General features: G+C 46.4%; 19 protein-coding genes. 7 read left to right on the top strand and 12 right to left on the bottom strand.

All coding sequences use genetic code 11. The annotated features are described in order from the left end of the window. Window positions 1–297 precede the first annotated feature (297 nt). Together bfr and BMY62_RS05200 are read right to left on the bottom strand one after the other, a co-directional pair. A complete protein-coding gene (gene bfr / locus BMY62_RS05205; protein ID WP_090657358.1) occupies window positions 298–762 on the bottom strand; it encodes a bacterioferritin in 465 nt (154 codons plus the stop codon). Then, window positions 710–1,012 carry a bacterioferritin-associated ferredoxin gene (locus BMY62_RS05200; protein WP_090657356.1) on the bottom strand — a complete coding sequence of 101 codons (303 nt, stop codon included), beginning with the start codon at window positions 1,010–1,012 and terminating at the stop codon, window positions 710–712. Before BMY62_RS05200 ends, bfr begins: the two co-directional genes overlap by 53 nt. A gap of 306 nt (window positions 1,013–1,318) precedes the next feature. Here BMY62_RS05200 and wecB point away from each other — a divergent pair, with 306 nt between their 5' ends. From wecB to nudB, 5 genes are all read left to right on the top strand, one after another. Further along, a complete protein-coding gene (gene wecB, locus BMY62_RS05195) occupies window positions 1,319–2,488 on the top strand; it encodes a non-hydrolyzing UDP-N-acetylglucosamine 2-epimerase (protein ID WP_090657354.1) in 1,170 nt (389 codons plus the stop codon). A 45-nt stretch (window positions 2,489–2,533) separates the two neighbouring features. Further along, complete coding sequence (locus BMY62_RS05190) at window positions 2,534–3,985, top strand: mannose-1-phosphate guanylyltransferase/mannose-6-phosphate isomerase (RefSeq protein WP_090657352.1); 1,452 nt, start codon at window positions 2,534–2,536, stop codon at window positions 3,983–3,985. Window positions 3,986–4,458: 473 nt separating this feature from the next. Beyond that, window positions 4,459–4,797, top strand: coding sequence for an FmdB family zinc ribbon protein (locus BMY62_RS05185; RefSeq protein WP_090657350.1), 339 nt, complete (start codon window positions 4,459–4,461; stop codon window positions 4,795–4,797). An 85-nt stretch (window positions 4,798–4,882) separates the two neighbouring features. Further along, window positions 4,883–6,664, top strand: coding sequence for an aspartate--tRNA ligase (gene aspS, locus BMY62_RS05180; RefSeq protein WP_090657348.1), 1,782 nt, complete (start codon window positions 4,883–4,885; stop codon window positions 6,662–6,664). 40 nt (window positions 6,665–6,704) lie between these two features. Continuing rightward, window positions 6,705–7,172, top strand: a complete 468-nt coding sequence (gene nudB, locus BMY62_RS05175; RefSeq protein WP_090657346.1) for a dihydroneopterin triphosphate diphosphatase — start codon at window positions 6,705–6,707, stop codon at window positions 7,170–7,172. 10 nt (window positions 7,173–7,182) lie between these two features. Here nudB and bioD read toward each other — a convergent pair whose 3' ends face one another. From bioD to bioB, 5 genes are read right to left on the bottom strand one after another with little or no spacing between them, the layout of a single operon-like run. Then, window positions 7,183–7,869 carry a dethiobiotin synthase gene (bioD, locus tag BMY62_RS05170; protein WP_090657344.1) on the bottom strand — a complete coding sequence of 229 codons (687 nt, stop codon included), beginning with the start codon at window positions 7,867–7,869 and terminating at the stop codon, window positions 7,183–7,185. Beyond that, window positions 7,870–8,748 carry a malonyl-ACP O-methyltransferase BioC gene (gene bioC, locus BMY62_RS05165; protein WP_090657343.1) on the bottom strand — a complete coding sequence of 293 codons (879 nt, stop codon included), beginning with the start codon at window positions 8,746–8,748 and terminating at the stop codon, window positions 7,870–7,872. Beyond that, window positions 8,726–9,502 (bottom strand): pimeloyl-ACP methyl ester esterase BioH, encoded by a 777-nt coding sequence (gene bioH / locus BMY62_RS05160; protein ID WP_090657340.1) that lies wholly within the window; start codon window positions 9,500–9,502, stop codon window positions 8,726–8,728. Before bioH ends, bioC begins: the two co-directional genes overlap by 23 nt. 26 nt (window positions 9,503–9,528) lie before the next feature. Further along, window positions 9,529–10,704, bottom strand: coding sequence for an 8-amino-7-oxononanoate synthase (bioF, locus tag BMY62_RS05155; protein WP_090657339.1), 1,176 nt, complete (start codon window positions 10,702–10,704; stop codon window positions 9,529–9,531). A gap of 25 nt (window positions 10,705–10,729) precedes the next feature. Further along, a complete protein-coding gene (bioB, locus tag BMY62_RS05150) occupies window positions 10,730–11,746 on the bottom strand; it encodes a biotin synthase BioB (RefSeq protein ID WP_256207434.1) in 1,017 nt (338 codons plus the stop codon). A 117-nt stretch (window positions 11,747–11,863) separates the two neighbouring features. On the opposite strand from bioB, the gene BMY62_RS05145 reads away from it, so the two are divergent. Both BMY62_RS05145 and BMY62_RS05140 read left to right on the top strand, forming a co-directional pair. Beyond that, window positions 11,864–12,574, top strand: a complete 711-nt coding sequence (locus BMY62_RS05145) for a ComF family protein (RefSeq protein ID WP_256207433.1) — start codon at window positions 11,864–11,866, stop codon at window positions 12,572–12,574. 38 nt (window positions 12,575–12,612) lie between these two features. Then, window positions 12,613–13,077 (top strand): tRNA (cytidine(34)-2'-O)-methyltransferase, encoded by a 465-nt coding sequence (locus BMY62_RS05140; protein WP_090657337.1) that lies wholly within the window; start codon window positions 12,613–12,615, stop codon window positions 13,075–13,077. 4 nt (window positions 13,078–13,081) lie between these two features. On the opposite strand, the gene BMY62_RS05135 is transcribed toward BMY62_RS05140, so the two are convergent. Genes BMY62_RS05135 through BMY62_RS05115 form a run of 5 tightly spaced genes read right to left on the bottom strand, consistent with a single transcriptional unit; the run spans window position 13,082 to window position 18,018 of the window. Next, window positions 13,082–15,187, bottom strand: a complete 2,106-nt coding sequence (locus tag BMY62_RS05135) for a type IV pilus secretin PilQ (RefSeq protein ID WP_090657335.1) — start codon at window positions 15,185–15,187, stop codon at window positions 13,082–13,084. 10 nt (window positions 15,188–15,197) lie between these two features. Then, window positions 15,198–15,710, bottom strand: coding sequence for a pilus assembly protein PilP (locus tag BMY62_RS05130; protein ID WP_256207432.1), 513 nt, complete (start codon window positions 15,708–15,710; stop codon window positions 15,198–15,200). Beyond that, the gene (locus BMY62_RS05125; protein WP_090657332.1) at window positions 15,707–16,318 is read right to left on the bottom strand and encodes a type IV pilus inner membrane component PilO; all 612 of its coding nucleotides are present in this window, start codon (window positions 16,316–16,318) and stop codon (window positions 15,707–15,709) included. Before BMY62_RS05125 ends, BMY62_RS05130 begins: the two co-directional genes overlap by 4 nt. 12 nt (window positions 16,319–16,330) lie before the next feature. Then, window positions 16,331–16,918, bottom strand: coding sequence for a PilN domain-containing protein (locus BMY62_RS05120; RefSeq protein ID WP_090657330.1), 588 nt, complete (start codon window positions 16,916–16,918; stop codon window positions 16,331–16,333). Next, window positions 16,915–18,018, bottom strand: a complete 1,104-nt coding sequence (locus tag BMY62_RS05115; RefSeq protein WP_090657328.1) for a pilus assembly protein PilM — start codon at window positions 18,016–18,018, stop codon at window positions 16,915–16,917. The genes BMY62_RS05120 and BMY62_RS05115 overlap by 4 nt, the downstream gene beginning before the upstream one ends. Window positions 18,019–18,056 lie beyond the last annotated feature (38 nt).

Genomic DNA, 18,056 nt, shown 5'->3' with positions numbered 1-18,056 from the left:
TCTGTATCTTTCTGTATCATCCCGACTAATTGATCCATTATTGATGCACGATAGGTTTTTTCAAGAAATACTTTGAAACTTGTTCGCGTAGTGCGCTGACACGATAGAGAGTAAGTCAGTCGCGTCCCATGATCACAACATCCAACGTTACAACCAGACGCCAAATTTCTGAATACAAATTCTGATCCTTCGGGTGATTTGCAATTTCACGCGGTAGTATATTCCGCCTTCAAATCACCCGTTAATAACGACATCATGATTTATGGAGCAGTTACAGCAAAAAATGCACTGTAAGAATCAGATCTGGCTTTGCAACCAGTTCTGAATACCCACTTTCTGCATCACATCTAGCTGCGTTTCCAGCCAGTCAATATGTTCTTCCGTGTCCTCCAGAATACGCTCCAGGATCTCACGTGACACATAATCTTTTTGCGCTTCACAAGCTGCTATGGCTGCCGTCAGTGTCTCATGTGAATTCTGTTCCAGCTTCAGATCACAAGCCACGCATTCTTCTACCTTTTCTCCGATCAATAACTTGCCCAGTTCCTGTAGATTGGGCAGTCCCTCCAGCAATAATATACGTTCTATCAAATCGTCTGCATGCTTCATTTCTTCAATCGACTCATCGTATTCATGCTTGGCAAGACTGTCAAATCCCCAGTTTTTGTACATACGAGCATGTAAAAAATACTGATTAATCGCAGTCAACTCATGCAGTAATTGGCGATTCAGCCACTGAATGATTTCGGCATTCCCTTTCATCGTTTGTCTCCTCAGGCAGTTGTTTCATATATATAAAACCCGGTTTATACACCGTTTCCGGCACAGAAGCCTGTACCTGAGCCTTTTGCTGGCGCGCCTGCTCAAGAACTTCTTTCGCATGACAGGCACAGACACCACACTGCTCAGTAACACCCAGACAGTTTTTCAAGTCACGCATACGCTCGGCGCCTTTATTGACAGCCTCGCGAATCGCACCGTCCGTAACTCCTTTACACACACAAATATACATGATGAATGGCTTAACCTTAAGCGTTTTATATCCTTGTAAGCAAACCACCTGATAAAATCAGACAAATCAGATCAAAAATAATGACATTAATGAGAATGATTCGTAATTATATTCTACTTAAAAAAGATTGCAAGCGATATCGAAGAAATATTTGATATATCCACTTCTTTTTTTTAAATAAGACCCCAAAAAAGAATATAAATTCAACTTAACCATTGAATGAAATCAACTAAAATAGTGATCCCTCAATTCTTTTTTAACGCTGCTTCGAACGTATTCGGAACCGCAATTCATTCGCACTAATCTATGCCAAAAACAATTTATCTCGTTGCCGGCGCGCGACCGAATTTTATGAAAATCGCGCCAATCGTGCGTGCGTTGAACGCACATCCAACGCTGACCTACAAAATCATCCACACAGGCCAGCACTACGATCCGGAAATGAACGCGATTTTTTTTGAAGAACTGGGTATTCCTCAACCCGATTTCTTCATGGGTGTTGGCGGTGGCTCACACGCGCAACAAACAGCACGAATCATGGTTGCTTTTGAGGAATACTGTCAAAAAACCATACCGGATGCCGTTCTCGTCGTAGGTGATGTCAACTCAACACTCGCCTGTTCCATTGTCGCCAAAAAGCTGCAGATCCCGGTAGCGCATGTCGAAGCTGGACTGCGCAGCGGCGATATGCGCATGCCTGAAGAAATAAACCGGCTGGTCACAGACAGCATTTCCGATTGGTTTTTTGTCACCGAACCCAGCGGCATGCACCACTTGCAACATGAAGGCAAACCTGATGACGCCATATTTAACGTCGGACATGTGATGGTTGATAATCTGCTCTATCAGGCTGAAAAGCTCTCACGCATGGACACCCGCAATCTGGCTACCACAGCGTATAAAAAGACACAGGCTGAGGCCGGAAAACGATACGGGGTCGTCACACTGCACCGCCCTAGCAATGTCGATGATGCAGACACATTTACAAAGATCAGTCACGCACTCAAAACGATCGCACAGGAATTACCGCTCATTTTTCCTGTACATCCACGCACGCGCCAGAATCTGGAGAAATTTGCAATTGACCTCGGGGCTGATATTACCCTGACCGGGCCACAGTCTTATATGTCATTTCTTCATTTATGGAAAGATGCTGCAGTGGTGCTAACGGACAGTGGCGGCCTGCAGGAAGAAACGACGGCCCTGGGGGTGCCATGCATCACAATTCGCGAAAACACCGAAAGACCCATCACCGTTGACGAAGGCTCCAACAGGCTGGCGGGCACTGATCCGGCCACCATTATTCATGAAACACTTGACATATTGCGCAGCCCACAGGCAGCCTGCCGCAGACCTGAACTCTGGGATGGCAAAGCTGCCGAGAGAATCGTCGCCATTCTGGGAAGGGTACTCGAAAACTTATCCGATCACGGCGAAAAAACCACTCCTGAACGGATTAATCCATCAAAATCATAAACTTATGCTCCTAACCGTTCGCCATACATCTCAAGGAAAGTCGATATGCATACATTGATACCCGTTATCCTTTCAGGCGGCTCTGGCACGCGCCTGTGGCCGCTTTCTCGCGAAAAACATCCGAAACAGCTGTTGACGCTGGTCAGTGACGATTCACTGCTTCAGGCAACAGTACGCCGCATGGATGGCCTCGATGACATCAATATTGCAGACCCTGTTGTCGTCTGTAACGAAGAATACCGTTTTGTCATTGCCGAACAACTGCGCATGATGGGACGCAAGAGCACCATACTGCTGGAACCCAGCGGACGAAATACGGCACCTGCGCTGACCATTGCGGCACTATCGGCACTTCATCAAAACGATGACCCGATTCTGCTGATCATGCCCTCCGATCATGTCATAGTCGACACGGACGCCTTCAAGCAATCGGTTCAACAAGGTATTCAGCTCGCACTCAAAGGCTTCATTGTTACCTTTGGCGTCACGCCCGACAAGCCGGAAACGGGATATGGTTATATTCAGACAGGCGACAAACTGACCGGTGCCGATGCATACAACATCGCGCGTTTTGTCGAAAAACCGGACACCGCCACCGCACAGGCCTATCTCGAGGCCGGGTCATTTTTGTGGAATAGCGGGCTTTTTTTGATGCACGCATCGATTTGGCTGCAGGCCATAGAGCTCTGTCATCCGAAAATCTTGTCTGCATGTCGCACAGCATGGCACGGCGGCAGTACCGACGGTGATTTCATCCGTGTCGAGAAAACGGCATTTGAGCAGTGTATCAGCAAATCAATTGATTATGCCGTCATGGAGCACATTGCCCTGGGTCAGAATCCACAATTGCCTGCCGGCGCAGTCATTCCGCTTGCTGTCGGCTGGTCAGATGTCGGCGCGTGGGATTCATTGTGGCATGTCCTGCCCAAGGATAGCGGCGGCAACGTCACCCAGGGGGATGTTCTCATGCATGAATGCAAAAACACCCTGGCCATCTCGGAAAGCCGGCTTGTCACATGCATTGGAATTGAAAACACGATAGTTGTTGAGACTCCAGACGCCATACTGGTTGCACATAAGGATCAGACCCAGGACGTGAAAAAAATCGTCGACAGCCTCAAGGAAACCGGTAGATCTGAAAGCCATTTGCACCGCAAGGTGTTCCGTCCATGGGGCTGGTATGACGGCGTTGATTCCGGTGAACGCTTCCAGGTCAAACGCATCGTCGTCAAACCCGGTGCCGCATTGTCGCTGCAAATGCACCATCACCGTGCCGAACACTGGATTGTTGTCCGTGGAACGGCCCGCGTAACGCGTGACGAAGAAAGCTTTCTGGTCACCGAAAACGAATCGACATACATTCCGGTCGGCACCCGCCATCGCTTGGAAAACCCGGGCCGTGTCCCGCTCGAAATGATTGAGGTACAGTCCGGCTCCTACCTTGGCGAAGATGATATTGTGCGCTTTGAGGATGTATACGGGCGGGACAAATCCTGATCCGCCAGCCATCTCAGCCAGAACACAACATAACAGACCAAAGATTTTTTTGACCCAACACCGGGTATTCCGTCACGCTGCGATTAGCGGCACATGACCTGAACATCATGCCACGACTTTGACATCAGATGAATTTCAAGGTCATTGATGAACAAAATAAGCGAATATGGTATTTGTCGAACGCTATCAGTAACAGATATTTCCGCTAAGATGCCTTTATCCGCATGCACAAAAGACATCCAGAATATATTAGCAGGATGCTTGCCGCGCACTTTTGTCGACTAATGTCAACCGATAAATCATCTCGATCGAATAACCACGATTCTAAAAATTGTTGGAGCGCAGCAGACGCTTCCAAATTCCTGATCCAGGCATTTTGAGAATTAATTTATTAGGCAGTAGATATACTGGTGCAATCATCAGGTTAAGGTATAATATCGGGTTTATTAAATTTTGAATTGTTGGAGGTTTTTATGCCCATTTATGAATATCTTTGCAATTCATGTGGTTCAAAAAAAGAACACATCCAGAAAATGAGCGATGCACCGATCAAGGCCTGCCCTGATTGTGGCAGTGAACACTATGCCAAACAGATTTCCGCCGCCGGGTTTCAATTGAAAGGCAGCGGCTGGTATGTAACGGACTTCAAAAACAAATCTCCTCAACCGGCAGCCAAAAAAGAAAAAGACGACATATCGCCAAAACATACACACAGTCAAACAAATGCAAAAGAAAAAACATCCAAAACGGAAACCTCATCTGTGCAAACCTCTGACAAATCCGGTTCAACCACGACTGCAGCTGCAAACTGACATCCAGGACCGGCACATTCAACACGTTAACGTTATTAATATTCCTATATCCTGACCACGACATTCGTCAAACACATTCTGAACCATGCGAACAAATTACTGCGGCGCCATCAACACACATTATCTCGATGAAATCGTTACCCTGTATGGCTGGGTACACAGAAGGCGCGACCATGGCGGTGTAATTTTTATTGATTTGCGTGATCGCGAAGGTTTGGTTCAAATTGTCTGCGATCCCGATAACATTGAAACATTCGAGCTTGCGGAGAAAATACGTAACGAGTTTGTACTCATGATCGTCGGAAAAGTCAGAAGACGCCCCGAGGGTACTGTCAATCCATCGCTGCATAGCGGTGAAATTGAAGTGCTGGTTGTTAACATGGAAATATTGAATACATCGTTAACACCACCTTTCTTGATGGATGATGAACATATCAGCGAATTTGTCCGCCTGGAACATCGCTATCTCGACTTGCGCCGGCCGGTCATGCAATCCAATCTGCGCTTGCGACACAAGGTCACCATGGCTGTACGCGTTTTTCTTGATCAGCAGGGCTTTCTCGATATCGAAACACCTATCCTGACCAAATCAACACCTGAAGGCGCTCGCGATTATCTGGTACCGTCGCGCGTCAATGTCAACCATTTTTTTGCGTTGCCGCAATCACCACAACTGTTCAAACAATTGCTCATGGTGTCAGGGTTTGACCGCTACTATCAGATTGCGCGCTGCTTCCGTGACGAGGATTTGCGTGCCGACCGGCAACCGGAATTTACCCAGATCGATATAGAAACTTCGTTCCTTACTGCGGAAGAAATCATGACGCTGATGGAACAAATGATCCGTCATTTGTTCAAAGCAGCAAGCAATATTGATTTACCCGATCCTTTCCCACGGTTGACCTATGCACAGGCCATGCACAAATACGGCAGCGACAAGCCGGATCTTCGTGTTGCGCTGGAATTGACAGAATTGACCGACATCATGCAGGGTGTACCCTTTAAGGTATTCAAGGATGCGGCAGACAAACCCAATGGCCGTGTCGCTGCTTTGCGGATACCTAACGGCAGCCAGCTGACCCGCAAGGAAATTGACGATTACACGCAGTTCGTCAGCATATACGGAGCCAAAGGACTGGCTTATATCAAAATTAATAAACGCGAAGACGGACTGCAAGGCCTGCAATCGCCGATTTTGAAGTTTCTGCCCGAAAAAACAGTATTCACTATTCTGGAACGAACCGGGGCGCAGAATGGTGATCTGATTTTCTTTGGCGCGGATAAGGCCAGCATTGTTAATGAATCACTTGGTGCATTGCGGATAAAAATCGGGCATCAACATGGCCATGCAACTTCAGACTGGCGCCCTGCATGGATTGTCGATTTTCCGATGTTTGAGTGGGACGAAGAAGAAAACCGCTGGCAGGCACTGCACCATCCGTTTACTTCTCCAGCTGACGGTCATGAAGATTTACTGCTTGAAAACCCAGGCCAAGCATTGTCAAAAGCCTATGACATGGTTCTGAATGGCTCGGAAATCGGCGGAGGCTCTGTTCGTATTCATCGCGAGGATGTGCAAAAGAAAGTATTCCGGGCGCTGAACATTTCTGAAGATGAGGCCAGGGAGAAATTCAGCTTTTTGCTGGAAGCACTACAATATGGCGCCCCGCCACATGGCGGGATCGCTTTTGGACTGGATCGCATTGTTACACTGATGACCGGCTCTGAATCAATTCGTGACGTAATCGCGTTTCCAAAAACACAACGTGCACAGTGTTTATTAACACACGCACCGGATACCGTTGACGAAAAACAACTCAGGGAATTGAACATACGCCTGCGCAAAATTGATCAACCAAAAAACTAGCTGCCGTTTATTTCACTGTTAACAACACATTACTATTACCATGTATAAACTGCCTGTATCCGTTTTGGTTGTGATTCATACATCGGTACTGGATGTTTTATTACTCGAACGTGCAGACCATCCGGGGTACTGGCAATCCGTGACAGGCAGTCAACACGAAGGCGAGACACTACGGCAAACTGCACAGCGTGAAATTCAGGAAGAAACCGGTCTAAATCCTTACGATTACCCGCTATCGGACTGGGAAACCGAATACCGTTTCGAAATATTCAAAGAATGGCGCTGGCGTTATTCACCAGACATAACGCACAATACCGAGCATGTTTTCAGCCTTTGTCTGCCCGAAAAAAAGCCAATCGTCACTGCTCCAAAGGAACATCTTAATTATCTCTGGCTACCCTGGCACCAGGCTGCAGACAGAGTTTTTTCATGGAGTAATGCCGAAGCGATTCGCAATCTCCCTCAACATTTGACTGAAACGAACAATTTTTCTCTGTCGCCAATTTAATGGAGCATCTTTAGCGCGAATCTCGACGCCGGCTATCTAACCCAGACAAATCGATTAAACGGCTTAACGCTTGAAAATCAGGTGCGGAATCGTACGGTACAGTTCCCAGCAGCGGCTGCTCAATCCGAAAGCGTAGCGCAGCAATATTTTCTTTGACCGCCCGCATCTCGGGATCAATACAATTGGCCACCCAGCCAAACAACTGCAGTCCCGCGCTGCGGATTGCCTGTACTGTCAACAAGGCATGGTTTATACACCCCAGACGCATACCGACCACCAGAATCACAGGCAAATCAAATAACCGTGCGATATCCGAAGTATCCTGAGTGGCGTTGACAGGTACCATAAATCCCCCTGCACCTTCGACGATCACATAGTCTGCCAGTTCTCCGAGGGCATGAAATGCATTTTCGATGGTCGACATGTCTATCTCGATCCCCTGAGACTGTGCCGCTATATGCGGCGCGATTGCCTGCTCCAGCGCATACGGGTTTAACAATTCGTCAGTAACCTGCACACTTCCCGCTGTGCGCAGTAATTCAACATCCAGCCATTTACCATTCTCTTTGCCAGCGGCAATCGGTTTCATGCCGACAACTTTGTTATGGTTCTTAGACAATGCATGCAGCAGCATGCAACTGATCAGCGTTTTGCCAACACCCGTATCTGTTCCGGTAATAAAAAACCCAGATAGCACCTACCCACCCATCATTATTTGTTTCCGTATTTCTGGCGTCAATACCGTTTCCTTGGGCGGCAGCTTCCAGGCATGGCCGTAAACAACCTCGTATGTGGCTGGTAACTTTCCTTGCATACGCAAGGATTCATAATTGTCGATCACCTTCTGCCATTTTGTTTTTCCCATCAACCCCTGCCGTCTGCCTTGCGCCACATTATGCGCACCAATCGCTTTGAGGTCATGCATCACACTGACAACATCCGCATATGTCAGGGTAATATATTCCATGTCCATCACGGGTGTTGCAAATCGATTGCGTACCAGCAGATCACCGATATCATGCATATCGATAAACTGATTGACATGCACAAAATCGTCTACCAGACTAAATGCCTGCCTGAGCTCCCGCAATGTATCCGGCCCAAATGTGCTGAACATCAGCAAACCGTCCGGTTTTAGTACGCGATTCATTTCACAAAACGTCAGATCCAGATCATTACACCATTGTAACGCCAGATTCGACCAGATCATTTCGATACTGTCTTCACGAAGCGGCAGTCGTTCTACATCTGCGCACACATAGTGTTCTTGTCTGCGATTAAATGGCCAATACTGCCGCCAACCTGTTTCAGCAGGCCGAGCTTGCAGCAGCATAGCCTGTGCAATATCCACAGCAATCAATCGGCTGTGTGCATAGCGCTCACCGAGTTTCCGGGTACAGTACCCGGTTCCACACCCGGCATCGAGAACTGTATTTGGAACATAGTTAATATAGTCCAGACGTGCAAACATCCTATCTCCAACCTCACGTTGTAACACGGCAGATTGATCATAACTCTGTGCTGCGCGTTCAAATGAATGGCGTAGCAGACGTTTATTCAGAATAGTATGATTCATTAACACAGGAAATAAATTTATCCGGATCAGCCAGAAACGGCGCATGTCCGCACTGTTGAAACATAACCAGTTTCGAATGCCTCAGCTGCGCATTCATCCAACGTGCAGCTGATGAATGTGTAATCATGTCATTTTCACCGTGCAGCAGCAATACTGGTTGTTTGATTTGAGATAGCTTCTGACGCATATCATTTGTTTGCAAAATCAGCAATCCCTTTAATAGCGCATCGTAATCTGGTTGGTCACGCTCAAAAAAGTATTGACGCAATTGCGCCAGTGTACCCGACATCTCGCGTTCACCCCTGGTCTGGAGCGTCAAAAAACGATTGATCGTAGTACGATAATTTTGATGCAGATTTTCCATAAAAAACTGCAGAAATTTACTTTCCACACCCCAGGGCCAGTCAGGTTGCTTCACAAAACAGGGCGTGGTTGACACGAGAACAAGACCCATGACTTGCGCGGAATCCCGCAGCGCCAGCTCCATCGCCACCTGACCACCAAGCGACCAGCCACATACAATACAGTTTTTCGGCAGTTTTTCCTGCACAACACTGACAACATGCTCGAAATCGCCTGGCTCACGGTGAGAACTGAATCCGTGGCCGGGCAAATCGAGAATATGCAAACGGAACTGCTGGGACAGTCGATCACGAATATTTTGCCAGATACCGCCGTGCATCGCCCAGCCATGAATCAAAACCATGTCGGTTCCGCTGCCAGATGTTTCGATATGAATAGCCGTACTTGACATAAAATAAAATCCGGATAAGCAGTTTACTACGCCAGATGCCGAAGCACTGTAGCCAGACGCACAATATCCGTTTCCTGATGCGAAGCTGATAATGATATACGCAGCCTGGCCGTGTTTTGCGGCACCGTCGGCGGACGAATTGCCGGCACCAGAATGCCCTGTGCCTTCAGACTGCTGCTAATGTGCACAACCTTCCGTGTACTACCAACAAGTACAGGCTGAATTGGTGTTTTAGATGGCAATATCCGCCAGCCGGACATATCCAGTTCCTGCTGCAACCGATTGATCAAATGAAACAAATGTGCGCGTCGCCAGCTCTCTTGCTCAATTAATGCCAGGCTTTGCAACAACACATGCGACAACAGTGGTGGGCCCGCGGTTGTATATATGTAACTCCTGGCGGTTTGTATCATCGTTTCGATAACAACCGGACAGGCAGCAACAAATGCACCGAAAACACCAGCGGCTTTTCCAAGTGTCGCCATATAAATAATATTCGGCGAATGTAGAACGATGTGGCTGTGCGCCGGTTTGTTGTTCTCGGTAAATAATGTTCCGCGGCCATCTCTGCCAAGTACGCCAAACCCATGTGCATCATCCAATAGCAGCATAGCATTGTAACGTTCACACATTACTACCAGATCCGGAATGGGTGCAATATCGCCATCCATGCTGAAAACTGCGTCTGAAACAACCAGTTTGCGTTTGGCCTTTGATTTTTTCAAATGCTGCTCAAGTACTGACAAATCAAGATGGGGATAGCGAACCAATTGCGCCCTGGACAATATCGCCGCGTCATTCAACGACGCATGGTTTAGTTTATCAGCGAAAACTGCATCATGACGCCCGACAAGCGCGGTCACCACTCCGATATTGGCCATATAGCCAGTGGAAAACAACAATGCACGAGGGAAGCCTGTAAACCGTGCTACTGCCTCTTCGAGCTCATGGTGTGCGCTGCTGTGGCCATATAGCAAATGCGACGCCCCGGCGCCTACGCCATATCGCCGCGCGCCCAGACATGCTGACTGGACTAAGTCTGGATGATTGGACAGTCCCAGATAATCGTTACTGCCAAAGGATAAATATTCACACCCGTCAATGTTGACAGATCTTGACTGAGGGCTATCAAGAATTGATCGATAACGTTTTAACCCCTGCTGTTCACGAATCGATAATTGCTCAGCCAGATCAGAATACATGCATGACCTGATTCATCATTTCAAATCAAACTGCCAAAGATTGCATACCTAACTTATTGAGCAATGCCTGATCCTGTTCAACTTCTGGATTCCCGGTGGTCAATAATTTATCACCATAAAATATCGAATTAGCGCCTGCCAGAAAACACAGAGACTGCACTGCCTCAGACATTTCCCGCCGCCCAGCCGATAACCGCACCATTGCTTTGGGCATGGTGACACGTGCTGCCGCTATGGTTCTGACAAATTCCAGTGGATCAAGTTTGGCCGTTCCATACAGAGGCGTGCCTTCAACCTGCACAAGGTGATTGATCGGCACAGATTCAGGATATGGATCCAGATTAGCAAGTTGGGCAATCAGACCAGCTCGTGTTTCACGGGTCTCTCCCATTCCTACTATGCCCCCACAGCAGACATTGATACCCGCTTCACGTACTTGTTGCAAAGTATCCAGGCGATGCTGATATTCACGCGTGGAGATGATGGCATCATAGTAGTCGGGAGAGGTATCCAAATTGTGATTATAGTAATCCAGACCGGCATCACCCAGCTGCTTGGCCTGGCCAGGTTTCAACATACCCAAAGTAGCGCATGTTTCCATTCCAAGCGCTTTTACCGCACTGATCATTTCCGATACTATTTCGATATCTCGTTGTTTCGGACCTCTCCAGGCCGCCCCCATGCAGAAACGCGTAGCGCCCTGCTCCTTGGCTGCAGCCGCTGCGGTCACTACATTCTCTACAGAAAGCGTCGCCTGATTTTCTACACCGGTATGATATCTCGCAGCTTGCGGACAATAGCCGCAATCTTCAGGACACCCACCTGTTTTGACGGATATAAGCGTCGACAATTGTACCGTATTCGCATCATGATACTGGCGATGCACCTCTTGCGCCTTAAAAATCAAATCATTAAAAGGCATATCCAGCAGCGTCTGTACCGATTCAGTATGCCATCTTTGTGATTTACTATTTTTCAATCCCCTGTTTTCATGATCATTTTGATTATCAGCCATGCCTGACTGGATTGAATTACATTGCATATCTGTTTCCCTCGAATATATTGGAACTGCTTTTTCCGATTTCAATTTATAATTGGCAGGATGATTACGGATTCGAACAGTATTGTCAATTTGAACGGCTGTTTTTAGAGGAACAATGTGAAACTGCTGATTCATAAAAACTGCATACTCTGTGGTGCGGTTTCCAGTCACGATTTCTGCAGCGGGTGTTCTAAAAGTCTGTCCAGGCTGACCGCCAATGTTTGCAAAATATGCGCAAAAACCCTTATCACTGGCACGACCAACATCTGCGGCAGCTGCCTGGCCAGTCCGCCTGCATATTCTACAACCATCGCAGCGTTAATTTATACTTTCCCGGCAGACATGCTCGTACACGCACTTAAATACCGACAGCAACTTGCTATTGCACCTGTTCTGGCAGAACTACTGTTAGAAACAATTCGGCACCAGCAATCAACCGACCAACCGGATTTGGTTATTCCTATGCCTTTGCACCCCAAACGACTCCAAGAAAGAGGATTTAACCAGGCGATAGAAATTGGTCGTCATCTGTCACAACAGTTGCGTATTCAATTTTGCCACGATAGCTGCAAGCGCATCAAGAATACACTCCCGCAAGCGGAACTACCGTGGAAAATGCGTCGCGATAATGTAAAGAAGGCTTTTATCTGTAATCAAAATCTATCAGGTATGCACGTTGCAATCGTCGATGATGTCATGACAACAGGTGCAACATTAAATGAACTAGCAAATCAATTACGCAAGCAGGGTGCATGTAGAATTACGAACTGGATTGTAACCAGAGCACAGAAAGAGCGCTTCTGGATGCAATCCGACTATTGTTTTTAGGTAAAAAAACGGAAGCAGACAGTTAAGACCAGCCGCACATGTTTAACATTATTCTTTTTCAACCGGAAATTCCGCAAAATACAGGTAACATAATTCGATTATGTGCCAATACAGGTACGCAACTGCATCTGGTTAAACCACTAGGATTTATGTTACGCAATAAACAGCTGCTACGCGCCGGCCTTGACTATCACGAGTTCGCTAATATCAAAATTCACAACAACTGGAGTGATTGTCTGGAGCAAATTGATTCCAGTCGGCTGTTTGCTATTACTACCAAAGGTAAAATTCGATATGACACAATCGAATTTTGCCATGACGACTCTTTTTTATTTGGCTCAGAAACGAAAGGACTGCCTGTAGATGTATTACACAACATTTCGAATCACATGCACCTGCGTGTACCCATGGTTTACGGCAGTCGCAGTTTGAACTTGTCGAATACTGCCGCCATCATCGCGTACGAAGCATGGCGACAGTTCGGTTTCCAATCCGGTGTTTAGATTGCTACTGCAAATTCAGCCTTTCATTCAAAATCCGCGGGGTTACAAAAACCAGCAGCTCCCGCTTATCGTCACGTTTGGACGTATTTCTAAAAAGATACCCAATGTAAGGAATGTCACCCAGCAGTGGAACCTTGTTTACAATATTATTTTCTGTACGCTCAAAGATACCACCGATAACCACTGTCCCTCCATTCTCAACCAGAACTTTGGTTGTCACCTGCTTTGTATTAATTGCGGGTGGCAAAAAGGCACTAACACTTTCACCAATCTTATCCTGATTGACGGTAAGCTCCATGTCTATCTGATTATCAAACGTAATCAATGGTTTCACCTTGAGACTCAGTACCGCATTGACAAAGCGCACACTCGTTGCACCACTGCTCGTCGCCTGTTGAAAAGGCACACGGTCGCCTTGCTCGATAATTGCTTCCACACCATGTGCGGTTACCACCCGCGGGCTGGCAATGACGCGCCCTTTCGTATCAGTTTCCAGAGCTGACAGCTCCAGATTAATCAGTCGGGAGTTATTGATTTTCAACAAGCTCAAGCCCAAGGCAGCTGGCCCTCCCAATAACCCTGCGCCTGCTGCGGCCGGTAGATTTACGTTCAGGTTATCTCCTGCAGGAACTTCTTCGCCGATCGCCAGATTACTTGAATCGGTCACATTGCCAGATACCCCCAGACGATTGTTACCTACTTTGGACACATTTTTCACGCCAAACCGGGCACCCAGATCGCGGCTGAAAGTTTCTGTCGCTTCGACTATCCGGGCTTCTATCATAACCTGTCTTTCAAATACATCCAGACGCTTGATACGCTTTCTGACCTCGGCGATTCTTAATGGAATATCGGTCACAGTCATGGTATTGCTGATTTCATCAAGATTTATCGTGCCACGATCACTCAGCATACCCTCAAATGCAATTGAATCAACTCTGCGATGATTCAACTGAAACGTTTCTGTAACAAGCGGTTCCATTTCAGCGACCTGTTGTTTCGCCTCCAGCTCCAGCAATTCTCTGTCTGCCATCTCCTTGCTCGGCGCAACATAAATGACATTTCCGGTCTGACGTTTTGCCAAGCCATTGGCTTGCAAAACGATATCCAGTGCCTGGTCCCACGGGACATCTCTTAATCGTAACGTCAGATTGCCGCCGACAGAATCACTGGCAATAATATTCAGGTTTGTAAAATCTGCAATCACCTGCAATACCGCTCGAACCTCTACATCCTGAAAGTTTAGCGACAGTTTTTCGCCAACATAACCGCCATTTGCACGCCTGCGTTCTGCGAGCTCATCTTCATTCTCAGCCAATGCGCGCACTTCCAGCACAAATTGCGTGTCAGCCTGGCGCGCCGTATGTTCCCAGCGTCCGGATGACTCGATCACCATACGCACATTATCACCCAGCATAACCGTGTCAACAATATTTATAGGGGTGGCGAAATCTGTTACATCCAGTTTCCGCTCCAGATTACTGGGTAGATAGGTATCAATAAACTCAACAACGAGTTTTTCTCCCTGCTGGTGAACATCAATACCCGCCCCGGCATGCGTTAAATCAACAATAATGCGACCTTCGCCACTTTCTCCACGCCGAAAATCAATATCAAGTACGCTATTTAGTTCTTTTTCCGGACCATCGTTAGAGAAACGTGCAACCGGCCCTGCATTCTGGTGTTCATCGATGGATTTCAGACTGACTAATAAAATATTTTCCTGTAAAAATGTTTCATGATGCATCAGGCCATGCAGATTAAAGACGATTCGTGTGCGTTCACCGACCTGTACAATATTGATGTTTTGCAAGTCACCTTCTTCAATCTCCTGAAAATTTCTTCCCAACCCATTGGAAACATGATGAAAGTCAAAATAGACCCGGTGTGGATTACTGAGAGAGACACCAATCGGAGGACTTGAAAGTGGTTGATCAAGCCCAAACTTGACAACCACCCTGCCATCTTCAATCGTGGAAATATCAAGTGAATTGAGCCGATTTATTGTTTTCTCATGCAAGGTATCAGCATGGACGGAATATGATACTAGCAAGAACAACGCGACAAACCATGATATGAATAATTTAACTTTGCTGCTGGATAGTTTCATTGCTAGACTCCTAATTTTTGAGCATAAGCGTGCTGATACGCTCTGACCATTCATCGACACCATCTTGCACTAATTCCCTTAATTCAATTTCTGACTCAGAAATCTGGTTAATTTTGCCGAAATCCTGACCCAAATAATTTCCAATACCAACGCGAAGCAGGCTTTTTTCTGGAGTTTTCACCACTGCGTATATAATTCCATTCTGTTCCAGCGAACCAACCATTTCCAGGCTCTCCAACGGGAAACTCTCAAGATATTCCTTTCTGCGCGTCAAATCAGGCTGTATACCATTACCAGCACTTTGCGCCTGTTCTTTTTTCCTCGGTTCAAAAGGACTTGGAATATCAAAAGCATCATAAGCAAACAGTTCAAAGGTTTTGACTTCCGGTAATGGATCAACCTGGCCACGAAGTCCTTTGCCTGCGTTGCTGATAAACGTATCAAGATCGGCAAGATCTCCAGATTCGCAAGCCGTCAACAACGACGCTGCAACTAAAATCGCCATGATTCTTAATTTCTTCACTGTTGTGCTCCCTGATTAAACATTTCATTTTCGTCGAGATATCGGAATGTTTTGGCAACAGCATCCAGTGTTAACGCGTTGTCAGCACTCGGAACAATAGTGATATTATTTAACGTCACAATCCGAGGAAGTTGGGCTATATCACTGGCAAAAGACCCAATGTCATGATAGCCGCCGGTCACCCTGACGGTAACGGGCAATTCTGCATAAAACTCGCGTATAATCTCGCTTTCAGCAGGTTTGAATAGCTCAAACTGAAGCCCTCGACCAAGCCCTGCCTGATTAATGTCAACCAGTAGTGCCTCCATTTCTGATTTATTGGGAAGCTGCTTGAGAAGCGCGCTAAGAGAACGCTCTATATCGACTAACTGTTGTTTGAGTGCAGGCAAGTTAACTGCACTTCGCTTTTTGACAATATAAGTGTCCTTCAAAGTCTGTTCTTCTGCTCGAATGTTATCGAGATTGTTCAATTGATCTTGCCAGACAAAATAATAACCTGCGGCAAGAATGATCACCATTAAGGCCAGCAGGGCCGTCGTTCTTACCGAAGCCGGCCATCTTCCGGGATCATTTGGATCTAAATGACGTAATTCTTCAAGCATATTCATAATGCACGAATCTCATAAAATATTAGAACCGGCGACAGCGAATTCACCATTACTATCTGCGACGGGTTTCAACTTAATATTCAAATTAAATTCATTTTGTCGCATGCTATTGACCGTCACTGCTTTGATTTCAATCAAAGCTGGTGATTCCAGCCATGGCGAAGACTCAAGATTGCGCATAAGTGTTGAAACCCATGCATTTGATTGCGCAAAACCGGAGAGATTGATTGTACGGTCTTCTTGTTTGATACTTTTTAGATAGACACCATCAGGAAGCAATCTTACTAACTGATCTAGCAAGTGAACGACTTCGGAGCGATTACCCTGTAACGTTTCGACAACCCCTTTTCTTGCAAGCAATTCCTGGGTTTGATTTTTGATCTCTCTGATTTCTTCGATCTGCTTATCAAGAATTGCGATATGGTTGTTAAGGTACTGGTTCCGCTCTCTTTGAAACTCAATTTTTTCGTTGATCATGTAGTGCACCCCCCAAATTGTAAGCAGACCAACCGCAAAGATAATGCCGGCAGAAACTGCGAACTGTTGCTGTTGTGCCTTACGTTTTATTTCACGATGAGGAAGAAGATTAATTTGTATCATAACGAGTCAAAACTACGCATAGCTAAACCACAAGCAATTAAAAGAGAAGGCGCGTCATTTTTGATCTGCCTGGGAATAATTCGACTGGAGAATTCCATATTCAAGAACGGGTTCACGACAAACGTACCAACCTGCGTCCGTTCTGCGATAACCTTGTCGAGGTCGGGTATCGCAGCGCAGCCGCCAGCAATCAAAATGTAATCGATTTCTGTATATTGCGTGGATGTATAAAAAAACTGAATGGCCCGCATCACTTCAATTGCGAGCGTTTCACAAAATGGCTGCAGCACATCAGTTTTGTAATTTTCCGGTAATCCACCATTCCGCTTTGCTTTTTCTGACTCTTCAAGCGATAAATTGAACTGATTATGAATTTCTTGAGTTAGTTGATCGCCACCAAATGGTTGATCCCGCAGATAGACAGACTCCCCTTTGTGCAGGACATTAGTCTTCATGACAGTAGCGCCAATATCCACCAAAGCAATCACTGGATCATCGCTACCGCCGGGAAATTGATCCTGAATCAACTCATATACTGTTTGGGCAGCATACGGTTCCACATCCATCACGACTGCTTTCAAACCGGCTGTTAATGAGGCCGCCACTCGATCCTCGACCTTTTCTTTTCGTGATGCCGCAATCAGAACTTCAACTTCATCTGGATTGTTAGGCAAAGGTCTTATAATTTGAAAATCAAGATTAATTTCATCCAATGGGAATGGAATATATTGGCTGGCTTCATTTTCAACCTGAAATTCAAGATCTTCCTCCCGTTGCCCGGCAGGAACGATAATTTTTTTGGTAATAACGTCGGAAGCTGGCAAAGCCAATGCTATTTTCTTGCAGCGTGAGCCCAGTCGTTTCCAACCGCGCTGTATACTCTCGCTGACAGTCTCCATATTTACGATTGCACCGTCCTGAACCGAATCCGCCTGCATTGGCTCGATCACATATCGCTCAACACGATAACTGCCACTCGTTTTACCGACTTTCGATAATTCAACCATTTTTATCGATGATGAACTGATGTCTACACCGATTAATGAGGGTGACTTCATTTTCAGAAAGTCTAGATTAAAATCAAATTTTCCCTTGAACATTGCGTTATTTGAGGTAATACTCACATGTTAGTTAATTT

Source organism: Nitrosomonas marina (assembly GCF_900111605.1).
GTDB lineage: Bacteria > Pseudomonadota > Gammaproteobacteria > Burkholderiales > Nitrosomonadaceae > Nitrosomonas > Nitrosomonas marina_A.
This window is presented reverse-complemented; position numbering and strand designations above follow the sequence as displayed.

Coding starts and splice junctions, on each gene's coding strand:
- bfr (WP_090657358.1), bottom strand. CDS start 762: ATGAAAGGGAATGCCGAAATCATTCAGTGGCTGAATCGCCAATTACTG.
- BMY62_RS05200 (WP_090657356.1), bottom strand. CDS start 1,012: ATGTATATTTGTGTGTGTAAAGGAGTTACGGACGGTGCGATTCGCGAG.
- wecB (WP_090657354.1), top strand. CDS start 1,319: ATGCCAAAAACAATTTATCTCGTTGCCGGCGCGCGACCGAATTTTATG.
- BMY62_RS05190 (WP_090657352.1), top strand. CDS start 2,534: ATGCATACATTGATACCCGTTATCCTTTCAGGCGGCTCTGGCACGCGC.
- BMY62_RS05185 (WP_090657350.1), top strand. CDS start 4,459: ATGCCCATTTATGAATATCTTTGCAATTCATGTGGTTCAAAAAAAGAA.
- aspS (WP_090657348.1), top strand. CDS start 4,883: ATGCGAACAAATTACTGCGGCGCCATCAACACACATTATCTCGATGAA.
- nudB (WP_090657346.1), top strand. CDS start 6,705: ATGTATAAACTGCCTGTATCCGTTTTGGTTGTGATTCATACATCGGTA.
- bioC (WP_090657343.1), bottom strand. CDS start 8,748: ATGAATCATACTATTCTGAATAAACGTCTGCTACGCCATTCATTTGAA.
- bioH (WP_090657340.1), bottom strand. CDS start 9,502: ATGTCAAGTACGGCTATTCATATCGAAACATCTGGCAGCGGAACCGAC.
- bioF (WP_090657339.1), bottom strand. CDS start 10,704: ATGTATTCTGATCTGGCTGAGCAATTATCGATTCGTGAACAGCAGGGG.
- bioB (WP_256207434.1), bottom strand. CDS start 11,746: ATGCAATGTAATTCAATCCAGTCAGGCATGGCTGATAATCAAAATGAT.
- BMY62_RS05140 (WP_090657337.1), top strand. CDS start 12,613: ATGTTTAACATTATTCTTTTTCAACCGGAAATTCCGCAAAATACAGGT.
- BMY62_RS05135 (WP_090657335.1), bottom strand. CDS start 15,187: ATGAAACTATCCAGCAGCAAAGTTAAATTATTCATATCATGGTTTGTC.
- BMY62_RS05125 (WP_090657332.1), bottom strand. CDS start 16,318: ATGAATATGCTTGAAGAATTACGTCATTTAGATCCAAATGATCCCGGA.
- BMY62_RS05120 (WP_090657330.1), bottom strand. CDS start 16,918: ATGATACAAATTAATCTTCTTCCTCATCGTGAAATAAAACGTAAGGCA.
- BMY62_RS05115 (WP_090657328.1), bottom strand. CDS start 18,018: ATGTTCAAGGGAAAATTTGATTTTAATCTAGACTTTCTGAAAATGAAG.